Origin of the sequence: Rhodococcus sp. NPDC059968 (assembly GCF_042738615.1) — a bacterium.
GTDB lineage: Bacteria > Actinomycetota > Actinomycetes > Mycobacteriales > Mycobacteriaceae > Rhodococcus_F.
Window position 1 is genome coordinate 101,697 of sequence record NZ_JBHWUE010000020.1, and the last position, 20,128, is coordinate 121,824.

Sequence of the window (20,128 nt, forward strand, 5' to 3'; positions counted from 1 at the left end):
GCTCAGATGGTGAATCCGATGGCCTGCAGTTGCTCGCGGCCATCGGCAGTGATGTCGGACGGCTTCCATGCTGGAACCCATTGCCACTCGATGCGGAAGTCGGAGACGAGCCGATCACCTTCTGCCGGCAGCAGCTCGGCGCGCATCTGGTCGGACATGATCTCGGTCAGCGGGCAGGCCGCGGACGTCAATGTCATGGTGATGACGGCCACGCGACCCTGCTCGACCACCACGTTGCGAACGAAACCCAGGTCCACGATGTTGACACCGAGGTCGGGATCGATGACCTCGTACAAGCGTTCACGGACAGAGTCGGCCAGCGGATCACGGTCGGCAGGTCTGCGATCCGCCACGTCATCGTCGCCGCGTGACACAGTCGGCGACGGAGCCGGCGCGACGTCGGCACCGGCAGCCTCGTAGAGGCCTCTCGGGGTCAGGTCGAACCGGATGTCGCTGGTGACGCTGGCGATCCAGTCGGCTTTCCCGTGCGCCTTCCGTCGTACCCGCACGATGTCCTCACCCGCGGTCACCGCTGCGGCGGTGACCACGAGCTGTCGCGGGTCGAGGCCCGAAGACCGCGCATCCGACATCGCTTTGTCGATGATGCGGGCGACCGGTTCGCAGGTGTGGCCAGCTGCGAAGCGGAGCTTCTCCCGCGCCTGGGGTGCGGTCAGCCCAGTGACGGTGTCGAGTGCCGCACGCGCCTCGTCGCACGACACGCGCACTTGCGACTCGGTAATCGTCAGTGCGGTCACGAGAGTCATGAGGTCCTCTCCTCTGCTGTGGCGCTCGCGGGCACCCGTGAGCGCAGTCGGTTGAGCGGCATCGACTGATCTCGCAGCTTGTCGGCCGTCGCATCATGGTCGACGAACAGCAACCGGCGCACCGCAATCACGTCGCGCGGCTGGTTGAGCGAGACTACGCTGCGAATGCGCCCGTCCCGCAAGGCGAATGCCGAGAATTTCAGGTCGTCGAACGAGCCACGGATGACGACTTCGTCCGAGCCCTCGGCGCGCCCCGTCCGCTGCAGGTTGTGTTCGTACTGATCGGACCAGAACCAGTGCGCCTCGACGAACGGCTCGTCGTGGCCGAGAAGATTTCGCGCTGCCGCCGCGCCGTGCCGGGTGGCGGTGTCGTGGTGTTCGACCCGCAGGTGCTGGTTGTAGAACGGGTGATAGGAGGAGGCGACGTCGCCGGCGGCGTACACGTTCGGCACGTTCGTTCGGCAGAACTGGTCGGTGACGATGCCGTTGTCGGTGACGATGCCGGCCTCGGCGGCCAATTCCACGTTGGGCAATGAGCCCGCTCCGACGACGACGAGGTCGACCTCGATGGAACCGTGATTGGTACGCACGACAGCCGACGAACCGGTGTCGTGGACGCCGAGGACGACACTGTTGAGATGCACCCCCACCCCCTTGGCGCGGTGTATGTCGGTGAACACGGCGCCGATCGAATGGCCGAGTGCTCTGCTCATCAACACGTCGGCGCGTTCGACGATGGTGGCCCGCTTCCCAAGACCCACGGCAGTTGCCGCGACCTCGCAGCCGATGAATCCGCCGCCGAGAACTGCGACGTGTTCGGCCGATGCGAGCCGAGAACGCAGCAACTTTGCGTCCGCGAATGACCGCAGCATGAGTACTCGGTCGCTCGCCTCGCCCAGTGCCGGCCGGGCGCGGACTCCGGTCGCCAAGACGAGTCCGTCGTAGGACAGCGATTCGCCGGTCGAGAGTGTCAAGCGCCTTGCTCGTGGGTCGAGGCGTTGAGCCTTCACCCCGAGAAGGGTCTGCACTTGGTGGTCGACGTACCACTGTGGCTCGCGAATCAGCGTCGGAATCGGGGGTGAATCAGGTTCCAGGAAGTCTTTCGACAGCGGTGGTCGCTCGTAGGGCACAGTGTCGTCGTCACTGACGAGGACGAGTTCGCCGTCGAAGCCGCCGGAGCGAAGGGTGGCCACGGCTGAGGCCGCCGCCACCCCTCCTCCGACAACGACGTGTCGTACGGTACTCATCCGACGTCGACCTCGATCATGCCGTCGTCATTCACCCTGCACGGGAACGACTTCAGTGTGGCGTCATCCGGGTTGATACCCGCGCCGGTATCGGCAACGAAGGTCCACATGTGCCGGATGCAGGTGATCGACTCACCGTCGAAGTCGCCTTCGGAGAGGGCCCATGCCTGGTGCGGGCACTTGTTTTCGAAGGCACGGACTGCGCCGTCGACATTCACCAGGAGAACCTTTGTGCCGTCGATCTCGACACCGACCATGTCGCCTTCCCACAAGTCGTCGATGTGCTGAGCGTCCTGCCAGCGCCGGGTGGCGTCGTCTGTCATCATGGCGTGCTCACCTTCGCCACCGCCTCGGCTGGTGCGAGGATGCCGCGCAGCAAGCCTTCGCGTGCGGCCTTGGCACCGGCAGTGACGGCGTCGGCGTCGCGTGGGATTTCGGGAGTCTCTGCGAGGATCGTCGCGAGCCCTTCTGCAGCGGCATCGGCGATCGGGGACCACTTGGCCACCCATTTGTCGATGGCCGACGCGCTGGAGGGCTGCTGGGTGATCGCGAACTCCGCCAGGGCGATGCTCCACCGGTTTCGTCGCTGGTTGTCCGCATCGAGGAAGCCGTGCAGAAGCCAGGTCAGTTCGTCGCCGTTGTCACGGGCTATCTCACCGAATTGGCGGCTCAGAACGTCGTCCAACGTCGGCAGCAGCACGAGGTTGAGCGCAGTGAATGCTTCGCCCCAGTCGTAGGTGACGAGCACGCTCTCGACTGCCTTGCGGGCGGGTTGCCATCCGGGGTGTGTCTCCCACACTCTGCGTTCGCGATCGGTGCCGATGTCGGAGCTCGGTTGTGCTAGTTGCAATTCCCGAGTGCGGTACGCGATCGTGGTGACCCGACGCAGGAAGTCCGCGGTGGCGAGACCTGCCGCATTCGTGACGTAGGAGGTCGGCGCCATGTAACCGATGTAGGCCTCGATTTGTTGAAAACCGTGCACGGGATAGCGCGACGGTGTGTACAGGGTGGCGAGCGTCTCGACCCAGCCCGGAGCCAGGGCCGCAGCGGAACCGGCCGACGCGTACTCCTCGAGCACGCCGTGCACCTGCGACTCGGACTCCGCTTGGGCGTTGACGTACATCCGATAGGTGTACTGGTCCGGGTCGCGAAACTGCTCCCAGTCATCGGCTTGGAGGGCCGAGTTGTCCCGGTACGTGTTGAACCACATGTTGGGCGCAGAGGAGGGATTCTGTTCGAACGCCGACGTACGGTTCTGCCGCGTTGTCCAGTTCTGCCCGTGCGTCACGATCTCGTATTCGCTCGGCATCTTGCGAATTTCACCGAACGCACTGAACGTGCGGCGTGCGCGTGGTTTGCGAACGTGTTCAGTCATGAGCGACTACTCCTTCGGGTGCGGTGCGTTTGATGTTCTCCCACACGATTTCGTCGCTGTTGTTGACGACACGGCCGACGAAAGACGACATCATCGTTCCGAAGGAACGAATCTCGTAGTCTGCGCCCAGATATTCGCGAAGCGTGTCCTGCGTGAGACGAATTCGGTCATGTCCTTGGATCCGCACATACGACCCGCGGTCGACGATCTCGATGTCTTGGTCGGGATTGTCATCGCGGATGGCGGCGATAACTTCTTCGATCTGGTCACCCATGCGCAGGATGGGACCGACAACACCGTTCATGACGCTCCCTTGGGCACGAGGTACTCGACCGCGATGTGGTCGAGCGGTGCGAAGCCGGCCTCGGCGACGGTCATCTCCGCGGGAACGACCCGACCGTTGTGGATGACGACCTTCTCATACGGACGGGCACGCACACGTTTGCCCTCGACGTGATGGGCGACCGCCGCCGCCACTTCGGTCATGGTGTCAGCGGTGGTCACCGGCACCAGGATCTGGACGAAGTCCGTCGCGAAGATCGCGTTGAGCGGTACCAGCTCCGGTGCCCGATCCGCGGGCCCCAGCTCGACTGTTTCTCCAGACTGCGTCATTGCGTCGCCCCCTGAACCGTTGCGGCAGCGAGACCCTCGACCGCGCGGCCGACATAGTCGCGAGTCCAGGCGCCGTAGTCGGGGTCGTCGCCCATGGCGTCGGGCGTCATACCCATGTAGTTCAGGATCCCGCCGACATCCATCGGCTGGATCTGACCGGCCAGGAACCGGTCGATGAGCGTCTCATGATTGATATTGTCACGGTCTTTCCAGAAGATCTGCCGGCAGGCGTTGGTGCAGAAGTGGTACTTCTTGCCGTCGTAGTCGAGTTCCCAATTCCGAACCTTCCACTCCCCGTTGCGCGACGGGGTCGCGTTGCAGCACGGGAGATGGCAGGTGCTGCACAGCCACGGCAACGTTTCGGGCAATGTCGCCTCGACGTTGTTGGCGTTGACCTGGTCGATCATCACGTCCCATTTGTCGCCGTAGACGTTCTCCCAGTTGGGGTACTTGGACGCGAGCCAGGCGCGTTCGTCCTTGCTGACGCCGGCCTTCGGGCGCCACCATGTGGTGGGTCGCCAGTACCACAGACCCATATGCAGCCCGTGGTGCCAGGTGTCGAGTCCAGTGATGAACTCGTCCCAGTACCACGGCTTCTTCAGTCCGTAGTCTTCGATCGTGTGGATGTACTGATCGATGATCCACTCCTCCATGAACTCCCGGTAAGACTGCTTGCGGTGTTCGAGAGGGGTGTAATAGTCCATCGCCGGTCCGGTGAGCGCGGCGAAAGCTCGGGCCGAGCCCCAGAAGCTCTTGTCGATCACCCACTGTGCGCGGACCGGGTCGTGCTCGACCAGGATCTCCATCGTGGGGCCACCCTGTTGGGAGTGGCGAGCTTCGTCGGTCTGGATCGAGGAGATCATGTTGGCGAAGTTCACGTCACCGGATTCCAGTGCGTCCGCCGAGAGAGCAATGAACTGCAGATTGGTGAAGCCGGTCTCGAAGGTGAACGGCAGCTCGATCGCGAGGTCGACGACGTTGGGGGAAGTGATCATGCCGTCGAACAGGTTTCGTAGCGCGATCGGTACCCAGTCGTTGGTGTGGAACGTTTTCTGGGTCCAGTCGTACTGTGCGTCTTGGCCGACGAACTCGTGTCCGAAGAACGTGGTGATCTGCGCGTGCCGCATCTCGTCGAGCTGACCGAACGTCGCCATGTTGCGCCAGGATCCGTTCAGTCCGAACCGTGCCATCTTCAGTTCACCGAGCACCGCAGCGTATTCGACCAGCGCGACCCCGCCGAAATGCATTTTGGTGGCCGACTTCCACCCCTCGTCGAGGTCTTGAAAGGTATTCGAGCGCTGCAATGCGGCCTTGACCGCGTAGGTGGATGATTCCTTTTCACGTTGGGTTGCCACATATTCGGGATAGCTGACTTTGTAGGACTCCTCCCATCCCTGCCACGCCTCGCGCGGTACTTTCCCGGTACCGCAATGCCATTCAGGATAGATTGCCTCGTCGTCGACGTATGTGGGCGTCCAATCGACGTCGCGGACGAAGCCCTGCCACTCTTCTCGCTTCAATAGGGTCATAATGGTGTGCTCCTCTAGTCGACTTCCATGTGGCCGAGCTGTTGGCTGATTCCGGCGTTGTTCCAATAACCGGTCACCGATTCGATGAGCCCGTCGCTGTTGAGCCGGAAGAGGAAGATGTGTGGCTCGCTGAAGGTCTTGCCTGCGGGGAGGACCATGCCCCATGGCTGCTGCTGAGTTCCGCCGATATCGACCTGGACGACGACGTCGCCCTCGTCGTTGGCGTCGACGGAATGCACGACATTGGACAGGTTGGGAAACGCGGTGATCAGGCCCATCCAGATCGGCTTGCCGACTGTTCCCACCTTGCCGTCGCCACGCAGTACGCGCTGTTTACCCCACACTTCGAAGGGCGGGTAGGAGAAGTCTGCGTTGATCGTGCAGAGATCCACCATCCCGTCGACGTCGTGTGCGCGGTACCGGTCGAAGAACTCGGTCACCACCGCGGCGTTCTGCGCTGCAGTGCGCGACGACACAATTACTGATGCACTGGACATGGGTGAGCTCCTCAGACGATTGCTATTTGGTCGAACCGCTTGACCCCGAGGCGGCGGTAGAGCTGCTGCTGACACCAGTACGCGTCGATCTGCGTGATGCGGTCCTCGGCGACGACGAAACGCCACACTTCGTCCAAGTCGATGTGCTTCTCCTGGTTGATCGCGCCGGCGTAGGGAGCGGCTTGGGTGCCCTGGACGTTGATCTCGGTGGTGACCACGTCGCCTGCGGTGATGATCCTTTTCACGGTGACGATCAGATCGGGGAAGGCCTCGACAATGTCGGCGAGGACGGTGCGGATGGTGCCACGCCCGGTATCATGGCGACCGAGTCCGTAGACGTTGACGTTGATGTCTTCGGCTGTGTTGCCGAGGGCTCCGTCGATGTCACGTCCGGCGAAGTCATCGAGAAAGTCGCTGACGACTTTCTGCGGGCTGCGACTGTTCACAGGGGTACTCCTTCTGGTCTTGCGCAGGAACGACAGCACCTCAGGCTGCTTTCGCCGAGGGCGCGGCTTTCAGCGCTGTGATGACGGCGGCGGCGACGGCCTCGGTCGAACCCGGGTTCTGGCCCGTGATGACGTGCCGGTCGACAACAACGTGGCTTGCCCACGCGGACGGGCCGTCGTCGAACACGGCGCCGGCATTCTTTATCGCGGTGTCGACGTACCAGGGCAGGCCGAGGAGGCCCGGTTCGGTTTGGTTCTCCTCCTCGTCGGTGAAGCACGTCATCCGGTAGCCGTCGAAAAGCCATTGACCGTCAGCACGTTCGGGCGCCGAGAGCATCAGCGCGGGGCCGTGACACAGAGAGGCGATCGGCGCACGCTTCTCGTGCAAGGCAACCAGCAGTCGCCCGACATCGGGGTTGTCTGCCAGGTCGACCATCGGTCCGTGCCCACCCGGGGCGAACACCGCATCGAAGCCGGCCAGTTCGTCGTCGCCGAGGCTGCGCAGATCCAGTGGATGGTTGAATCCGTCGATCTCGTCGAGTCGTGCTTTTCGTTCGCCGGCAAGTTCTTCACTCGCTGCGCGCTGTTCCGCGACGGCCTGATGAATCTCTACCGGGCTCAGTCCTGCGGTCAGGCCGTCCTCCACCATTACATCGGCGAGGTGTCGATCGTGGCGCCACGCGATCTTGGCTGCCTTGCTGACCTGATCGTGTGCCTGCGCCGGTGTCATGCCCTTACCTTCGAGTGCCGCTGCAATCCGGCGACTGGCGGCAAGTCCTAATTCGGTGTTGTGGTGCAGCGTGAACCGGATGTCGTCGACATCGTGGGAGAAGGTGCGCACGACGGAGTTGAGATAGTCCTTGTCTTCCTCCGGATAGTGGAAGTACCAGGTCAGTCCGTAGGGATCGGCTGTGGGCTTCGTGCCGTCGGGGGTGATGACGGCGACGTCGAAACCAGCCGCGGTGAAACTTTCGAAGGGCTTGATCGCTTCCTCGGCGAAGTACCCTGTCGGATGGGTCGTGCCATCGGCCATGGTGATCTCGGTTGCGCTCGAGACCAGGTAGGCAATGCGCGTCATCGGCTTCCTCCTGCGTCGTTAGATGGTGAGAATGTGACCGCGATTACATCCACCTCCAATCATGGCCCCGACCACAACCGCAGCGGTACTGCGTTCCGACTCAACCTGTGCCCATTCCGAGCGACTCTGAAATACCGATATCGCAGACCGACGGACTTGTATCGGAATCGAACTCAGTAACGACTATCTCCACCGTCTCGGACCTAGCGTGGGGTTGCGCGGCCGTCGGCCGCGTTGTCACCGACACGACGGAGGATCATCAATGTCCCGCATACTTTTTGCCGTGACCGGATCAGATAGTTGGACACTGGCCGACGGCACTGTGCACCCCTGCGGATACTGGCCCGAAGAGTTGGCTGTCCCGCACGAAGTGTTCACCACCGCCGACGCCGGGTTCGAGATCACGATCGCTACTCCGGGCGGCGTCCGCCCGGTAGCAGACGAGGCTGGGTTCTCGCCGGAAATGAACGGCGGCACAACCGAACCCGGAGACAAATTTCGTTCCTACCTCGACGGCATTGCCGATATCCTTTCGGTACCAACCGATCTGAATGGTGTCCGTGCCGAGGACTTCGACCTGGTCTTCGTCCCAGGGGGGCATGGCCCCATGGAAGACCTTGCAGTGTCGGATACTTTCGGCGCACTCATCGGCGAATTCGTTGCACAGAGTAAACTCGTCGCCGCGGTGTGCCATGGACCGGCGGCGCTGTTGCCGGCCCGCAACGGAGACGGATCATGGCTGTTCAAAGGCCGCCGTGTCACGGGATTCAGTAACGCCGAGGAATCTCAGGTGGGGTTCGCAGACAAGGCGCCGTGGCTACTACAGAACCGGCTCATTGAGAGCGGAGGCGTGTTCGAAGAGAGCGGCTCGCCATGGCAGGCGCATGTCACCCTGGACGGCAACCTCTACACCGGTCAGAATCCAGCATCATCGAGGCCGTTGGCGGAGGCACTGGTTGCGGCGCTGGTCTCAGCTCGCGTCTGAGCGAATCGCCCGCATTTCCTCGCCCAGGGCCTGCGCATCTGCATAGGCCCTGGGCGTCGCCCCGAATCGCCCCCGGAATTCCTTGATGAAGTGGGACACGCTGGAGTAGCCCACCGCACGCGACACCTCGGTGACAGCGAGTCGACCTTCAACGAGCAGTTCGCGTGCGCGGTCGAGGCGAATCTCCTTCACGAACTGGTACGGCGACCGGCCTGTCACCTCGCGGAACAGATGCGAAAATGCCGATGGGCTCAGACTCACTTGCTCAGCCATATCGGTGACAGTCATCGGTTCGCCGAGATGGGCACGGATGTAGGTCAACGCAGCCGCGACCGGATTGCCCGCCGCCTGCTGTGCGGCGATATGCAACATTCGCGAGAATTGCTCCCTCTGCAGGACGCGATACACCATTTCCTGCATGTACAGCGGGGCCAGCACGCGGCGATCAGCTCCCACCGACAGCGCTTGCAAGAAACGCACCACCGTGCCCATCAGGTCCTGGTCTAGTGCCGATACCACGCACTTGTCGGGTTCTGCGTCGACGCGTACCGGCGGGAACGACGCGGCTCGACGCTCGAGCATGTCCGTCGACACCTTGCGGACGAGCGCTGGGTCGATCTGCAGAACGAACGACAGGAAGGGCAGACGTGCAGAGGCCTCGAGAATCTCTGCTTGAAAATGCAGATTACTGCTTAGCACAAGGTAATTGAACGGGTCGTACACGTAGCGCTTACCCTCGACGGTCACTGCCTTACGTCCCTGCGCGACGATTCCCAGAGATAGTGACTGGATTTCCTCCCACTGCGGGTCCATCGGTTCGGTGAATCGATAGATAGTCAGTCCTGGCCATCCGCCGTCGTTGCCACCGACCCGCGGCGCCCGCGCGGCGAGCGCAGCAATAAGATCACCGGAGGTGATTCTCTGCTCGATTTGATTGATACCAGTCATTGATCGGACCTTCCGTCAGCGAGCACACGCCGCAGCACAATATATGGGGCCCGCGGCAGCCGATTCGCCGAGATCTGGGGTCCAGGTGTCCTCGTGGATTTCGATGAATTATACGCCTCGTCGCCGCAAAAGTCATTCGTCGTCCAAATGCGAAGCGGAACTTGTAAGTGTGACCGCCGTATTCGCTCAGTCGCACCTCGATGGGCGCTGTGTACTGTTTACGCAGTTCCGAGATTCCCCCCAATTGGTTCTCGGAACTCTCGCCCCGGCGTCATCCCCCGACGTCGGGGCCCTTAATGTCCGGACTCCGGTCAGACGCAACCCTATGGGTAGAGAAGGAGAGGACAGGGTCCCTCATCGACGAGACTGAGAAGGTCCGTAGGACAGTAGCGCCTGCGGGCTTTTTCTCTGCCCGAATGCAGTTCCGGTGCCGACGGTCCTTATGTGGGCGGCGGGGTGTACCTGTACCCCCGATCCTTCTGCGGGCGCGCACCGTCACCTACGCGGAGATTTTGGATTCGTTCTTCCGCGCGTTGGTGTTACGTGAGAGGGCACCATCTGCGGAGCGGCGCTTTCCGATCGAATGACCATCCTCGACGTTAGCGGGGCCCGGTCGGCAGTCAGGAGCGCGTTCCGCACCTGCGAGGACGACGGCCGGGATCGGCGGGCGCACCGAGTGGAGACGCTTCCAACTTGGTCTAGCGTCCTGACTAGACGGGCGTATCGCTGTGAGGCCGGCCGGTGGTGTCGTACCCCACCGCTACGGTCCGCGAGTATGGGCGAGAGCACGATTCCGACGTCGGCGATTGTCGACGCCGCGGAACTGCTGGCTTCCGGCGACGCTCGTCCCGGAACGGGATCCGCCATTGGGAACGAGCGCCGGCAGCGCAAGCGCGACAATAGGTGAATGACCGAGCTGCAGATTCGCGAGGCGACGTCGGACGATGCCCAGGTGTGTGGGCGGCTCATGTTCGACGCCTTCGAGGCGCTCGCCACGCGCCATAACTTTCCGATCGAAGCGGGCACGCCCGAATTCGCCGACTTCCAGATCAAGGCGATGCTGGACACCGACGGCATCTATGGTCTGGTTGCCGAGCGCGACGGCCGAATCGTCGGCAGCGCCTTACAGGACGAGCGCGGCAAGATCGTCGGCATAGGACCCGTGGCCGTCGACCCGGCGGCGTCGGACGCGGGGGCGGGCCGTGCGTTGATGAATGCGTTGCTTGAGCGATCGCGCGAGCGCGACGTCGCAGGCGTGCGGCTGGTACAGACGGCGTACAACTACCGGTCCTTCTCCCTGTACGCCAAGCTCGGCTTCGCCGTGCGTGAGCTGTTGTCCGTCTTCCAGGGAACGCCACGCGGGTCCGCGATTCCCGGCGCAGTCGTGCGTCCGGCGACACCGGACGAGATCGCCGCCTGCGACGAGATCTGCCGGCAGGTGCACGGCCACGACCGCCACGGCGAGCTGCAGCACTGGGTCAATATCGGCACCGCCCGCGTGGTCGAACGTGGCGGCCAGATCACCGGCTACGCGACGGGTTTCGGCTACACCTGGCACGCGGTCGGCAAGGCCGACGACGACGTCATCGCGCTGCTCGCCAGCGCCGACGAGTTCACTGGCCTCGGGTTCCTCGTGCCGTCACGCAACACCCGCCTCATGGCTTGGTGCTTTGATGCTGGGCTGAAGATCGTCCAGCAGTCGACGCTGATGACGAGCGGGCTCTACAACGAGCCGCAGGGCGCATGGCTGCCGTCGATCGGCTTCTAGGCGTCCTGGCGCAACAATGCACCGCGCCCGCGCCGACTCGGTTCCATTTGGGCATGGGCCGGCGCCCGCTCTTCCGCTACCGGCTGTCCAGTAAACCCACGAAGGCCCGAAGGTCGCCGACGTACAGCCCCGCCACCCCGCCACCGCGGAGTACCCGCACGAGCGTGACGGTGATCCAGTGACCGCGGCACGGCTCTACGCCGAACCGCAGCACCCGGCCTCCCGGAACCGGCGACGAGGGCCCGCACGCACGCAAGCCGATCCATTACCGGGACTGCCCGGTCTGATTCCAGTACCACCCGCCGGAATCATGAGAACCTACTGTTCATGTGGACTGCGGACAGCTTCCAACGAGATGTTTCGGCAGGAAAATGGATAGATGAGAGTCTGAAGCGATTCGCCAGAGACCACCGCGCCGTCGTCGTCGGTTCGGTGTTGCCGACCGAATTCGACTCCTACGCAAGGGTATTCCACCCCGCCCACCGACGCACCGGACCATCCGCTGGTCAGGTCGTACCGGTCACCTGGCGTGCAGTCGCTGCGGCGAACGGGCGCACCGCGCATCCACTGATGGAATGGGAGTTCCTGCTTCCCACCACCGCGGCTAGAACAGGGCAACCCGGGCTGTGGGATAAGGCGCCTGGCACCGGCGAACTCGCCCGCCCCACTGCCGAAGCCCTCGCCGGTGTACTCGCAAACTTCACGACAACCACCGACCAGTGTTGGTACGCGATATGGGAAGGCCACACGATCCTCGATGACGTCCGCCAAAATGCCGGCCGCCTCGAGATATACGACAAGGGCATGTTCCTGATCAAAGATTCCATCGCGGCGGCAGGAAACCGCTTCCGCAGCCTCCTGTCACCGAACCTCTGGTGGTCGGACGACCGCGCCTGGTGCGTGGCAACTGACACCGACCTCATGGCTACCTACGTCGGTGGATCCGCGAGGTGTATCGACGCGATCATCAACTGCCCGGATCTGGAAGCGCTGGAGGTGTCCGCCACGATGAGCGTCCAGTGGGACAGCGACACCGTCAATCCTCGCCCGGAACGCTATTGACAGCCGTCAAGGTGCGTTGAACTGTCACCGCTAGCGGATCGGCTACATGCAGCAGGGTCGCTATCACCTGTCCTGTTGGATCGCTACTGTGCCAGGTGTGAGGGAACCGGTGCTGGATCGGCACGTCGACGTTGCACAGCTGTGGCAACTGGCCAGTGAGGCGGCCCGGAAGGGCGAGAAGTGGGGGCAGCGCAAGAAGTCGGTGAGCGACGCCATGGTGACCTACTACGCCCAGCTGCGACGTGACAGACGCGGCGCGAAACGGTGGGTCGCCGAGGTCGTTGATCTCCTGGGATATTTCGACCTGTCAGCGGACTGGCGCGCAGTTGAGAAAGGCCTGCAAATACTCGACCAAGCTGACGGTGACGTCACCGGTGCCGGTGCTGAGCTACAGCGGCTGGAGGTCGTGCCGGCTTCCTCGACGAAGAACTCTCTCTTCAAGAGCTCCTAGTAGGGCGGAGTCAGGCGAACCGCTCGCGTTCGCGGCCAGGTGCGACGGCAGGTTCACATCGCTTAGGACACGGATCGAGAATTTCCCAAATAGCCAGGTCAGACTACGAATCGGGCAGTTCTGAGCCGGAATCCGGCCATCCTTCCCTCGCAAAGTTCTCCAGCCATTCGGGTGAAGCCATCGCAGTGAGGATCACTTCGAGCGATTCCGTGAACCGCTCGCCGAGGTCGCCCTCCAGTGCCGTCATGTCGGACATGTACCGCTGGCCGGCGAGCGACGCCGCCAGGACCTGGGTGAACTTCTCGGGGTCGGCGCCGGGGCGGAGCAGTCCGTCGCGCTGAGCGCGGATCGCGAACTCGTGCGCGGTCCGCCCCCAGACCTGCGAGCCGCCGGACTGTACGTCCGGATAGAACTCGGGTTCGACGATCAGCCGGAACTCGGCCCGGACGAGGACGCTCGAGTGGAACAGCTTCGCGAGATCGAGAACGAAGCCGTGGAGGGCTTCGAACGGCCCGATGTCCGTGCGACGCGTCCACCGATCGGTCAGAGCAGAGAACTGCTCGATTCCGGACTGGAGGACGGCTCGGGCGAGTTCTTCCTTCGATTGGAAGTGGAAGTACATCGCCCCCTTGGTGGCGTTCGAGCATTCGAGGATCGTGTTGACCGGCGCCGCCGCATAGCCGCGCTTGGCGAACTCGATCGCGGCCGACTCCACCAGCGCAGCGCGAGTGCGTCGCGCGCGCTCCTGCTGACGTGCCATGACGGTGAATCCCTCTCCCAGATGTAGTAACCCCGCCTTTCGCCCTTCCGGGACGAGCGTGGAGCCATACATAACAGTATCCCCGTTTTGAAAGAACCGACAGAGCAGTCTGTCACTCATGGAAACCTTGCTAGAAACCAACCTGAAGACCTTTATAGAGTCGAAACCGGACCGCTGCCGAAAAAATACCAAGTGGTATAATTTGGGTCGTCGAGTGCAAGCTGGCGTCGAACTCCGAACTCCGAACGCCGGCGGATGGTGATCGGTCAGGTTCTCGATTACGCCGTGCCGCAGGCGAGCATCGAGGTCGCGGACGCGGACAGCGTGCAGGTCGCTGCTGAAGAATTGGTCCAGAAGGGGTTCGCCCTCATCCACGGCGCGCCGATCCAGCCGTGGGGGCAGACCGTCGCACGACTCCAATCACCCGAGGGCCTGATCATAGGCCTTTCGTACGCACCAGCCCTGCAGCCGTAGCGAGAGTGGCCGGGCCGCGGATCCTGATGACCTACTCGGCGTCCGTGTCGAGTTCGACGCAGTCCCAGTTCACGGTCCTGTCCGACTCAACGTCGCCGTGCTCGGTGAAAGTAGGCGGTCCCAAAGGGTTCACCGAGTAGCCCCCGTGTGAGGTCGGGATGCGGTGTGCGTCCCGAGTGATGCAGGCGCGGTGAAGAATACGACCACGCGTCGTCGGCACAACGTGGTGAAACAGGTGCAGGTATCTGTCGTACATCAGACAGCCGGAGATCGCGGTGGGACCCTCCGATTCTTTCCAGTCCGAGAGCAGCGCGGAGACGTGTCCATTGCCGTGGGCTACCCAGTCGTATTCGCCGGGGCGGTTCGCGGCGACGCGTTCGACTTGCACGGGGACGTCCCAGCTCACCAATTCTGCCGGCAGCATCTCCGGCCGACACCATGCGGTAGTGGCTTCGATTCGGTCGCCGACGTGCAGGCGCTCGTATCCGGGTTCGAGGTCCACCAGCATCCAGATCCGCACACCCATCATCATGACGCGTGTGCGCTCCGTTCCGTGGTCCTCAGTCCGAACGCCCCAGTGCCGGTGGAGGAACCCCTACCGGGACGTCCCGAAAGCCGGCCCCTGAACGGAACTCGCTGACCAGCACGAACCACGGTAGCCCCGTCCGGTGACATTCCCATTGCCGGGACGCCAAACGGGTCAGGTGCAATGCCGTATGCCGGCCCACCGCGCGGACACGGTCCCCACTCCGCTTCATCGCGAAATTGTCGAGAATCGACCGAATGAGAGACGACCCGAACTAGCGCATAACCATGCAAACGTAGGACACGTCCGACACACGAACATGCAAATGCAAAGCGGGTGCATCGCACTCATTGCACGCTCCGGGCGGCCACTCGACGTCAGCCTTTGGCCGAGGGGTCCAGCCTGTCGCGATTGGTGATGACCCGCCGGAAGAACTTATCGGTCCCAAACAGCGGAATGACGCGCTCGATGAGCCGTGGAGCCAACTCACCGAACGCCAGCACCCCACGGATCGGAACGCTGTTCACAATCACCTCGGGTTGATCGTGTCTGATCGCACCGACGATCTTCGCGGCTACCCGATCGGTCGTCGTCGTGCCGACTAACCGGGAAGCCTTCAGACCAGTGTCAGCGAACCGTTGGTACATGCCGACGCCCGCGACGAATCCGGGGCACACGACCGAAAAGCCAACCGGCGAACTCGAATATTCGGCTCTCAAAGCTTGGGTAAGGAGAATGAGTCCAGCCTTCGTCGCGTTGTACGGCCCGATGTAGGCGCCGCCCCGTTTTCCTGCAAGCGAGCTGACGAACACCACATGACCGGCTCCGCGGCTGAGCATCCTCGGTAGGACTCGGTGGGTAAGCAGCATTGGCGCAGTGAGGTTGAGATCGACCACCCCTGGTGGGCGGCGGTCGCCACGCCAGGAACTGACGGCCGATACCGACCTCGGCCTGCTGACCGCGGACGATGCGGTGTCATGTGCAACAGGTTCGTTCGTCGTGTGGCCCAGTTCTCATTCTCGGGTTGACTGCAGACGGGCGAAATAGCACACTTACAGTCATATCCAGTCAGTCATCCACAAGGACGGTCACAGATGCTTCCTGTTGAACGCCACAAGGCCATCGTGAGCGCTCTCGATTCCGCCGGCGTGGTCAGCACTGAGGGGCTGGTGCAGCTGCTGGGCGTTTCGCAGGAGACTGTCCGGCGTGATCTCGCATTGCTCGAGGAACGCGGCACACTCCGGCGGGTGCACGGCGGGGCCGCGAGTGTCGTGGCCCGAGGCGGTGAGGAGCCGTCCTTCACCGAGCGCTCACAGCTCGAACACGAAGCCAAGGCCGAACTCGCCCAGGCGGCGGTCAGCTTGATCCAAACCGGTCAAACCATCGTGATCGACATCGGAACGACCGCGGTCGAGGTCGCCCGCGCGATTCCGCACAGCTTCCGCGGAACTGTCGCGACGCCGTCACTGCTGGTTGCCGCGGAGCTCGCCGAGCGTCCCGACATCGACCTGCTGGTCTGCGGCGGTCGTGTTCGGAGAGGCGATCTGGCGTGCGCGAATGCTCACGCCAAGGCGTTCTTCACCGATTTGTATGCCGATTTGGCGTTCGTCAGTTCCGGTGGGCTCGACGCGGAGATCGGATTGACCGATTTCCATCTCGACGAGGTCGATGTCCGCAAGACGATCCTCGCCAACAGCGCGCACAGCTACGTGCTCGCCGATTCCTCCAAGATCGGCCGGGTGGCTCCGCACCGGGTGTGCACTCTGGACACCCTGGATGGCCTGATCACCGATTTCCCTGTCTCACAGGACATTGCCCAGGCATTCGAGGACGCCGGCGGGGTGATCTTGACGGCGTGAGTGCGGCGGAAGCCACCGCCCGAAATGAAGGCGGGCGACGTTGCAGCGTCGCCCGCGGGATCGAACACCCAACTCCAGTCAGAAGGACGATCCATGAGTCATCATTCCACACCCCCCGATTCCGCTGGTGTCGGCGAGTTCGGCTACACCGAGTCCCTCGAGCGCTCTACCGGCCGTTTCGCCTCATTCGCTGTCGCCTTCGCGTTCGTCTCCATCGCTACCGGAATCTTCACCACTTACGGCAGCGTGCTCACCACCTCCGGTCCGCTCGGGATCTGGACGTGGCCGATCGTCGTCGTCGGACAGCTGGCGGTCGCGTTGATCCTCGGGTCCCTCGCCGCCCGCATCCCCGTGACCGGTTACGCCTATCAGTGGGTGTCGCGGTTGGCCAATCCGGTGCTCGGATGGATCACCGGGTGGATCTCGTTCACCTTCCTGGCCATCGTCGTCGTTGCCGTCGACTACACCGTCGCCGCTACGGTGCTGCCCGCGTTGTTCGAGTTCCACGGCACCCCCACCACCAGTTTCGTCATCACCGGCATCGTGCTGATCCTGCAGGGCCTGTTGGTGGGTTTGTCCACCAAATGGACCGAGCGGGTCAACAATTTCGCGGTCACCGCGGAACTGATCGGGATGGTGGCACTGGTCGCGTTGCTGCTGATCGTGGGAGTCGTCGCGCACAAACTCAACGTCGGCAATCTATTCGAACGTGGGGACATCCCCGCCGAGGGGTACTGGAGCTTCGGTACCGCCACCTCGGCCGGGCCGTGGATGATGGGATTTCTGCTCGGTGCGTTCACCATCGTCGGCTTCGAGTCTGCGGCCAACCTCGCCGAGGAGACCAAACGGCCGGAGGTCGTGGTTCCGCGGGCGATGTGGCAGGCCGTGCTCGCCTCCGGCGGGTTGGGCTTTCTGTTCCTGCTCGCGGTCACCGCATTGACCGACGACCCGGTCGCGCTCGCGCAGTCCGGGACACCGGTCGCCGACGTCATCCGCTCGGTGCTGGGCTCCTACGTCGGGACCGCGTTGCTGGTGCTGGTCGCGGTCGCCATCTTCGCCTGCGGGCTGGTCATCTTGATGACCGGTGTGCGGTTGGTGTGGGCGATGTCGCGCGATGAGCGCTTTCCCGCCTGGCAGTACCTGCACAAGGTCTCGCCCCGGTTCAAGACCCCGCTCAATGCGACCGTCCTGGTCACCGTCGTCGCCGCACTGATCCTCGGGATCTTCTCCACCCGCACCGACGCCCTGTTCAATCTGTTCGCCGCCGCAACGTTGTTGCCGTCGATCATCTACGCCGTCACCGTCGCGCTGTACATCGTCAAGCGGCGCTCGCTGCCCCCAACCAACGGATTCCAGTTGGGGCGCTGGGAAATTCCCGTCCTCGTGGTCTCGGTCGTATGGTTGGTATTCGAACTGTCCCTCTTCCGCGACGCCTCGTTCCGCGACCCGTGGCTGTACGTGCTGGTGATGGTCGTCCTCGGGGGCCTCTACCTCGGATTCCTCCTGATCACTCGCGGGACCCACGGCCTGCGTATGCCCGAAATGCGGTCGATCGACGCCGAACTCGACGCCACCGTAACCGAAGAAAATGGATTGGAGTCGGCGAAATGACCGTCCTCGCCATCGACCAGGGCACCTCGGGCACCAAAGCGGTCGTCCTCGACCCCGAGGACGGAGTGGTCGGGGTCGCCGAGGTCCCGATCCACCCGCACTACCTGAGCGGTGGTGGCGTCGAGCAGGATCCGGGCGAACTGCTCGAATCGGTCCTCCACGCCGGGCGCACCGCCATCGCGGACGCCGGCCGCCCCGTCCACGCCGTCTCCCTGGCCAACCAGGGCGAGACCGTCCTTGCCTGGGACCCGCAAACCGGCAAGCCACTGACGCAGGCCATCGTCTGGCAGGATCGGCGCGCCGAGGGACTGTGCCGGGACCTCGACCCCCACAAGGACGAGATCGCCGCCCGCACCGGGCTGGTGCTCGACTCGTACTTCTCCGCCCCGAAGATGGCCTGGCTGCGCCGCAACGTCGAGACCGCAGGGGTGGTCACCACCTCCGACAGCTGGCTGATCCATCAGCTCACCGGCGCCTTCGTCACCGACGCCTCGACCGCGAGCCGCTCGCTCGCCGTCGACCTCGACGGAGTCGACTGGAGTGGTGAGCTGCTGGCACTATTCGGCCTCGAAGGCGAACGCCTCCCGCAGATCGTCGCCAACGACGCCCTGGTCGGCACGACGTCGGCGTTCGGTGGGGACATCCCGGTCGGTGGCCTGGTCGTCGATCAGCAGGCCGCCCTGCTCGCCGAGGGATGCCTCGATGCGGGAATGGCCAAGTGCACGTTCGGTACCGGCGCATTCCTGCTCGCAAACACCGGCACCAGCGCGGTACGGTCCGGTTCCGGACTGACCTCGTCGGTGGCCTGGCGCACCGGGGGCACGACCTCCTACTGCATCGACGGGCAGGTCTACACCGCGGCCTCCGCCATCCGGTGGCTGTGCTCGCTGGGGATCATCAACAGCGCCCACGACCTGGACTCGGTCGCCGCCGCCGACAGCAACGGGGTGCTGTGCGTGCCCGCACTGGCCGGTTTGGCCGCGCCGTGGTGGCGTTCGGATGCCACCGCGTCGCTGGCGGGGATGACGCTCTCGACCGGCCGCGGGCACGTGGTCCTCGCCGTTCTGCAGGGGATCGCCGCCCAGGTCGGCGAACTGATGTCGGCGATCGAATCCGACATCGGCACTGAACTGGTGCGGCTGCGGGTCGACGGCGGCCTGACCCAGTCGAAGGTCCTGATGCAGGCCACCGCGAACATCCTGCAAATTCCCGTCGACGTCTATCCCTCCGCGCACGCAACCGCGCTCGGCGCCGCCGCCCTGGCCGAGCTGTCCCTGAACCCCAGCCGCGGCGTGCGTGACGTCGTCCCGGCCTGGGATCCCGCCTCCACCTACGAACCGCAATGGGGCCCAGACCGGGCCGCCGAATTCCGCACGGCATGGCGCGAGCTCGCCGCCACCACCTACAACACTCAGGAGTCATTGTGAACACCCCGCCAGTCCACGACGTAGTCGTCATCGGGGCGGGCATCGTCGGATCGGCGATCGCACGCGAACTCGCCGGCTACGAGCTCTCGGTCGCCTTGCTCGACGCCCGCGCAGATGTCGGTGACGGCACCAGCAAGGCCAACACCGCCATCTTGCACACCGGATTCGACGCCAAGCCCGGCACCCTCGAATCGAAGATGGTCAGCCGCGGCTACGAACTGCTCTCCGAGTACTCCGGTCAGACCGGCATCCCGGTCGAGCACACCGGCGCCCTGCTGGTGGCGTGGGATCAGGAACAGCTCGACGCGTTGCCCTCGCTCAAGAAGAAGGCAGAAGCCAACGGCTACACCAAGTGCCGGATCATCGACGCCGACGCCGTCTACGCGCAGCTTCCCCACCTCGGGGAAGGGGCACTCGGCGCCCTGACCGTCCCCGACGAATCCATCATCTGCACCTGGACCACCAACCTCGCGCTGGCCACCGACGCGGTCAACCGCGGTACCGCCCTGCTCACCAGTCACGCCGTCGGCGCCATCGAGGTCGGCGACGAGGTGACCACCCTGCACACCGGCGGTGGCCTGGTGCAGGCGAAGTGGGTCGTCAACGCCGCCGGCCTCGGCGCGGACGTCCTCGACGAACAGTTCGGATACAAGCGGTTCACCGTCACCCCTCGCCGCGGCGAACTGCTCGTCTACGACAAGCTCGCCCG

Annotated in this window: 23 protein-coding genes; 9 read left to right on the forward strand and 14 right to left on the reverse strand. The window is 63.8% G+C overall.

The window, feature by feature from the left end:
- Positions 1-2 precede the first annotated feature (2 nt).
- From ACFWAY_RS18585 to ACFWAY_RS18630, 10 genes are read right to left on the reverse strand one after another with little or no spacing between them, the layout of a single operon-like run.
- A complete protein-coding gene (locus ACFWAY_RS18585) occupies positions 3-764 on the reverse strand; it encodes an iron-sulfur cluster assembly protein (RefSeq protein WP_378511597.1) in 762 nt (253 codons plus the stop codon).
- Positions 761-2,011: an NAD(P)/FAD-dependent oxidoreductase gene (locus tag ACFWAY_RS18590; RefSeq protein WP_378511598.1), complete on the reverse strand. Its 1,251-nt coding sequence runs from the start codon at positions 2,009-2,011 to the stop codon at positions 761-763. Before ACFWAY_RS18590 ends, ACFWAY_RS18585 begins: the two co-directional genes overlap by 4 nt.
- A complete protein-coding gene (locus ACFWAY_RS18595) occupies positions 2,008-2,337 on the reverse strand; it encodes a Rieske 2Fe-2S domain-containing protein (RefSeq protein ID WP_378511599.1) in 330 nt (109 codons plus the stop codon). The genes ACFWAY_RS18590 and ACFWAY_RS18595 overlap by 4 nt, the downstream gene beginning before the upstream one ends.
- Complete coding sequence (locus ACFWAY_RS18600) at positions 2,334-3,386, reverse strand: toluene hydroxylase (RefSeq protein WP_378511600.1); 1,053 nt, start codon at positions 3,384-3,386, stop codon at positions 2,334-2,336. The genes ACFWAY_RS18595 and ACFWAY_RS18600 overlap by 4 nt, the downstream gene beginning before the upstream one ends.
- Positions 3,379-3,690: an MmoB/DmpM family protein gene (locus ACFWAY_RS18605; RefSeq protein WP_378511601.1), complete on the reverse strand. Its 312-nt coding sequence runs from the start codon at positions 3,688-3,690 to the stop codon at positions 3,379-3,381. Before ACFWAY_RS18605 ends, ACFWAY_RS18600 begins: the two co-directional genes overlap by 8 nt.
- A complete protein-coding gene (locus ACFWAY_RS18610) occupies positions 3,687-3,998 on the reverse strand; it encodes a toluene-4-monooxygenase system B family protein (protein ID WP_378511602.1) in 312 nt (103 codons plus the stop codon). Before ACFWAY_RS18610 ends, ACFWAY_RS18605 begins: the two co-directional genes overlap by 4 nt.
- Complete coding sequence (locus tag ACFWAY_RS18615; protein WP_378511603.1) at positions 3,995-5,527, reverse strand: toluene monooxygenase; 1,533 nt, start codon at positions 5,525-5,527, stop codon at positions 3,995-3,997. The genes ACFWAY_RS18610 and ACFWAY_RS18615 overlap by 4 nt, the downstream gene beginning before the upstream one ends.
- A gap of 14 nt (positions 5,528-5,541) precedes the next feature.
- Positions 5,542-6,024, reverse strand: a complete 483-nt coding sequence (locus ACFWAY_RS18620; protein WP_378511604.1) for a nuclear transport factor 2 family protein — start codon at positions 6,022-6,024, stop codon at positions 5,542-5,544.
- Between the two features lie 11 nt (positions 6,025-6,035).
- Complete coding sequence (locus ACFWAY_RS18625; protein ID WP_378511605.1) at positions 6,036-6,470, reverse strand: nuclear transport factor 2 family protein; 435 nt, start codon at positions 6,468-6,470, stop codon at positions 6,036-6,038.
- Between the two features lie 40 nt (positions 6,471-6,510).
- A complete protein-coding gene (locus ACFWAY_RS18630; protein WP_378511606.1) occupies positions 6,511-7,548 on the reverse strand; it encodes a DJ-1/PfpI family protein in 1,038 nt (345 codons plus the stop codon).
- A gap of 262 nt (positions 7,549-7,810) precedes the next feature.
- On the opposite strand from ACFWAY_RS18630, the gene ACFWAY_RS18635 reads away from it, so the two are divergent.
- A complete protein-coding gene (locus ACFWAY_RS18635) occupies positions 7,811-8,533 on the forward strand; it encodes a type 1 glutamine amidotransferase domain-containing protein (protein WP_378511607.1) in 723 nt (240 codons plus the stop codon).
- Here ACFWAY_RS18635 and ACFWAY_RS18640 read toward each other — a convergent pair.
- Positions 8,519-9,481, reverse strand: coding sequence for an AraC family transcriptional regulator N-terminal domain-containing protein (locus tag ACFWAY_RS18640; RefSeq protein ID WP_378511608.1), 963 nt, complete (start codon positions 9,479-9,481; stop codon positions 8,519-8,521). The genes ACFWAY_RS18635 and ACFWAY_RS18640 overlap by 15 nt on opposite strands.
- Positions 9,482-10,388: 907 nt before the next feature.
- Between ACFWAY_RS18640 and ACFWAY_RS18645 the strand changes: the two genes are divergently transcribed.
- The 3 genes from ACFWAY_RS18645 to ACFWAY_RS18655 all read left to right on the forward strand — a co-directional run bounded on the left by ACFWAY_RS18645 (position 10,389) and on the right by ACFWAY_RS18655 (position 12,762).
- Positions 10,389-11,249, forward strand: a complete 861-nt coding sequence (locus ACFWAY_RS18645; protein ID WP_378511609.1) for a GNAT family N-acetyltransferase — start codon at positions 10,389-10,391, stop codon at positions 11,247-11,249.
- Between the two features lie 327 nt (positions 11,250-11,576).
- Entirely contained in the window at positions 11,577-12,311 is a 735-nt protein-coding gene (locus tag ACFWAY_RS18650; RefSeq protein ID WP_378511610.1) for a hypothetical protein, read from the forward strand.
- Between the two features lie 97 nt (positions 12,312-12,408).
- Complete coding sequence (locus ACFWAY_RS18655) at positions 12,409-12,762, forward strand: hypothetical protein (RefSeq protein WP_005562459.1); 354 nt, start codon at positions 12,409-12,411, stop codon at positions 12,760-12,762.
- A 103-nt stretch (positions 12,763-12,865) separates the two neighbouring features.
- Here ACFWAY_RS18655 and ACFWAY_RS18660 read toward each other — a convergent pair whose 3' ends face one another.
- Entirely contained in the window at positions 12,866-13,522 is a 657-nt protein-coding gene (locus ACFWAY_RS18660) for a TetR family transcriptional regulator (RefSeq protein ID WP_378511611.1), read from the reverse strand.
- Positions 13,523-13,777: 255 nt separating this feature from the next.
- On the opposite strand from ACFWAY_RS18660, the gene ACFWAY_RS18665 reads away from it, so the two are divergent.
- Positions 13,778-13,996 (forward strand): hypothetical protein, encoded by a 219-nt coding sequence (locus tag ACFWAY_RS18665; protein ID WP_378511612.1) that lies wholly within the window; start codon positions 13,778-13,780, stop codon positions 13,994-13,996.
- Between the two features lie 31 nt (positions 13,997-14,027).
- Here the strand turns inward: ACFWAY_RS18665 and ACFWAY_RS18670 are convergent, their stop codons facing one another.
- Both ACFWAY_RS18670 and ACFWAY_RS18675 read right to left on the reverse strand, forming a co-directional pair.
- Positions 14,028-14,528 carry a hypothetical protein gene (locus ACFWAY_RS18670; protein WP_378511613.1) on the reverse strand — a complete coding sequence of 167 codons (501 nt, stop codon included), beginning with the start codon at positions 14,526-14,528 and terminating at the stop codon, positions 14,028-14,030.
- A 371-nt stretch (positions 14,529-14,899) separates the two neighbouring features.
- Positions 14,900-15,418 carry an SDR family NAD(P)-dependent oxidoreductase gene (locus tag ACFWAY_RS18675; protein ID WP_378511614.1) on the reverse strand — a complete coding sequence of 173 codons (519 nt, stop codon included), beginning with the start codon at positions 15,416-15,418 and terminating at the stop codon, positions 14,900-14,902.
- A 198-nt stretch (positions 15,419-15,616) separates the two neighbouring features.
- Between ACFWAY_RS18675 and ACFWAY_RS18680 the strand changes: the two genes are divergently transcribed.
- The 4 genes from ACFWAY_RS18680 to ACFWAY_RS18695 form a co-directional block, all read left to right on the forward strand.
- Positions 15,617-16,381 carry a DeoR/GlpR family DNA-binding transcription regulator gene (locus ACFWAY_RS18680; RefSeq protein WP_378511615.1) on the forward strand — a complete coding sequence of 255 codons (765 nt, stop codon included), beginning with the start codon at positions 15,617-15,619 and terminating at the stop codon, positions 16,379-16,381.
- A 93-nt stretch (positions 16,382-16,474) separates the two neighbouring features.
- Positions 16,475-17,992, forward strand: coding sequence for an amino acid permease (locus tag ACFWAY_RS18685; RefSeq protein ID WP_378511616.1), 1,518 nt, complete (start codon positions 16,475-16,477; stop codon positions 17,990-17,992).
- Positions 17,989-19,419, forward strand: coding sequence for an FGGY family carbohydrate kinase (locus tag ACFWAY_RS18690; protein ID WP_378511617.1), 1,431 nt, complete (start codon positions 17,989-17,991; stop codon positions 19,417-19,419). Before ACFWAY_RS18685 ends, ACFWAY_RS18690 begins: the two co-directional genes overlap by 4 nt.
- Positions 19,416-20,128, forward strand: a 713-nt coding sequence (locus ACFWAY_RS18695) for an NAD(P)/FAD-dependent oxidoreductase (protein WP_378511618.1), incomplete at its 3' end; no start/stop codon positions are given. The genes ACFWAY_RS18690 and ACFWAY_RS18695, both read left to right, overlap by 4 nt.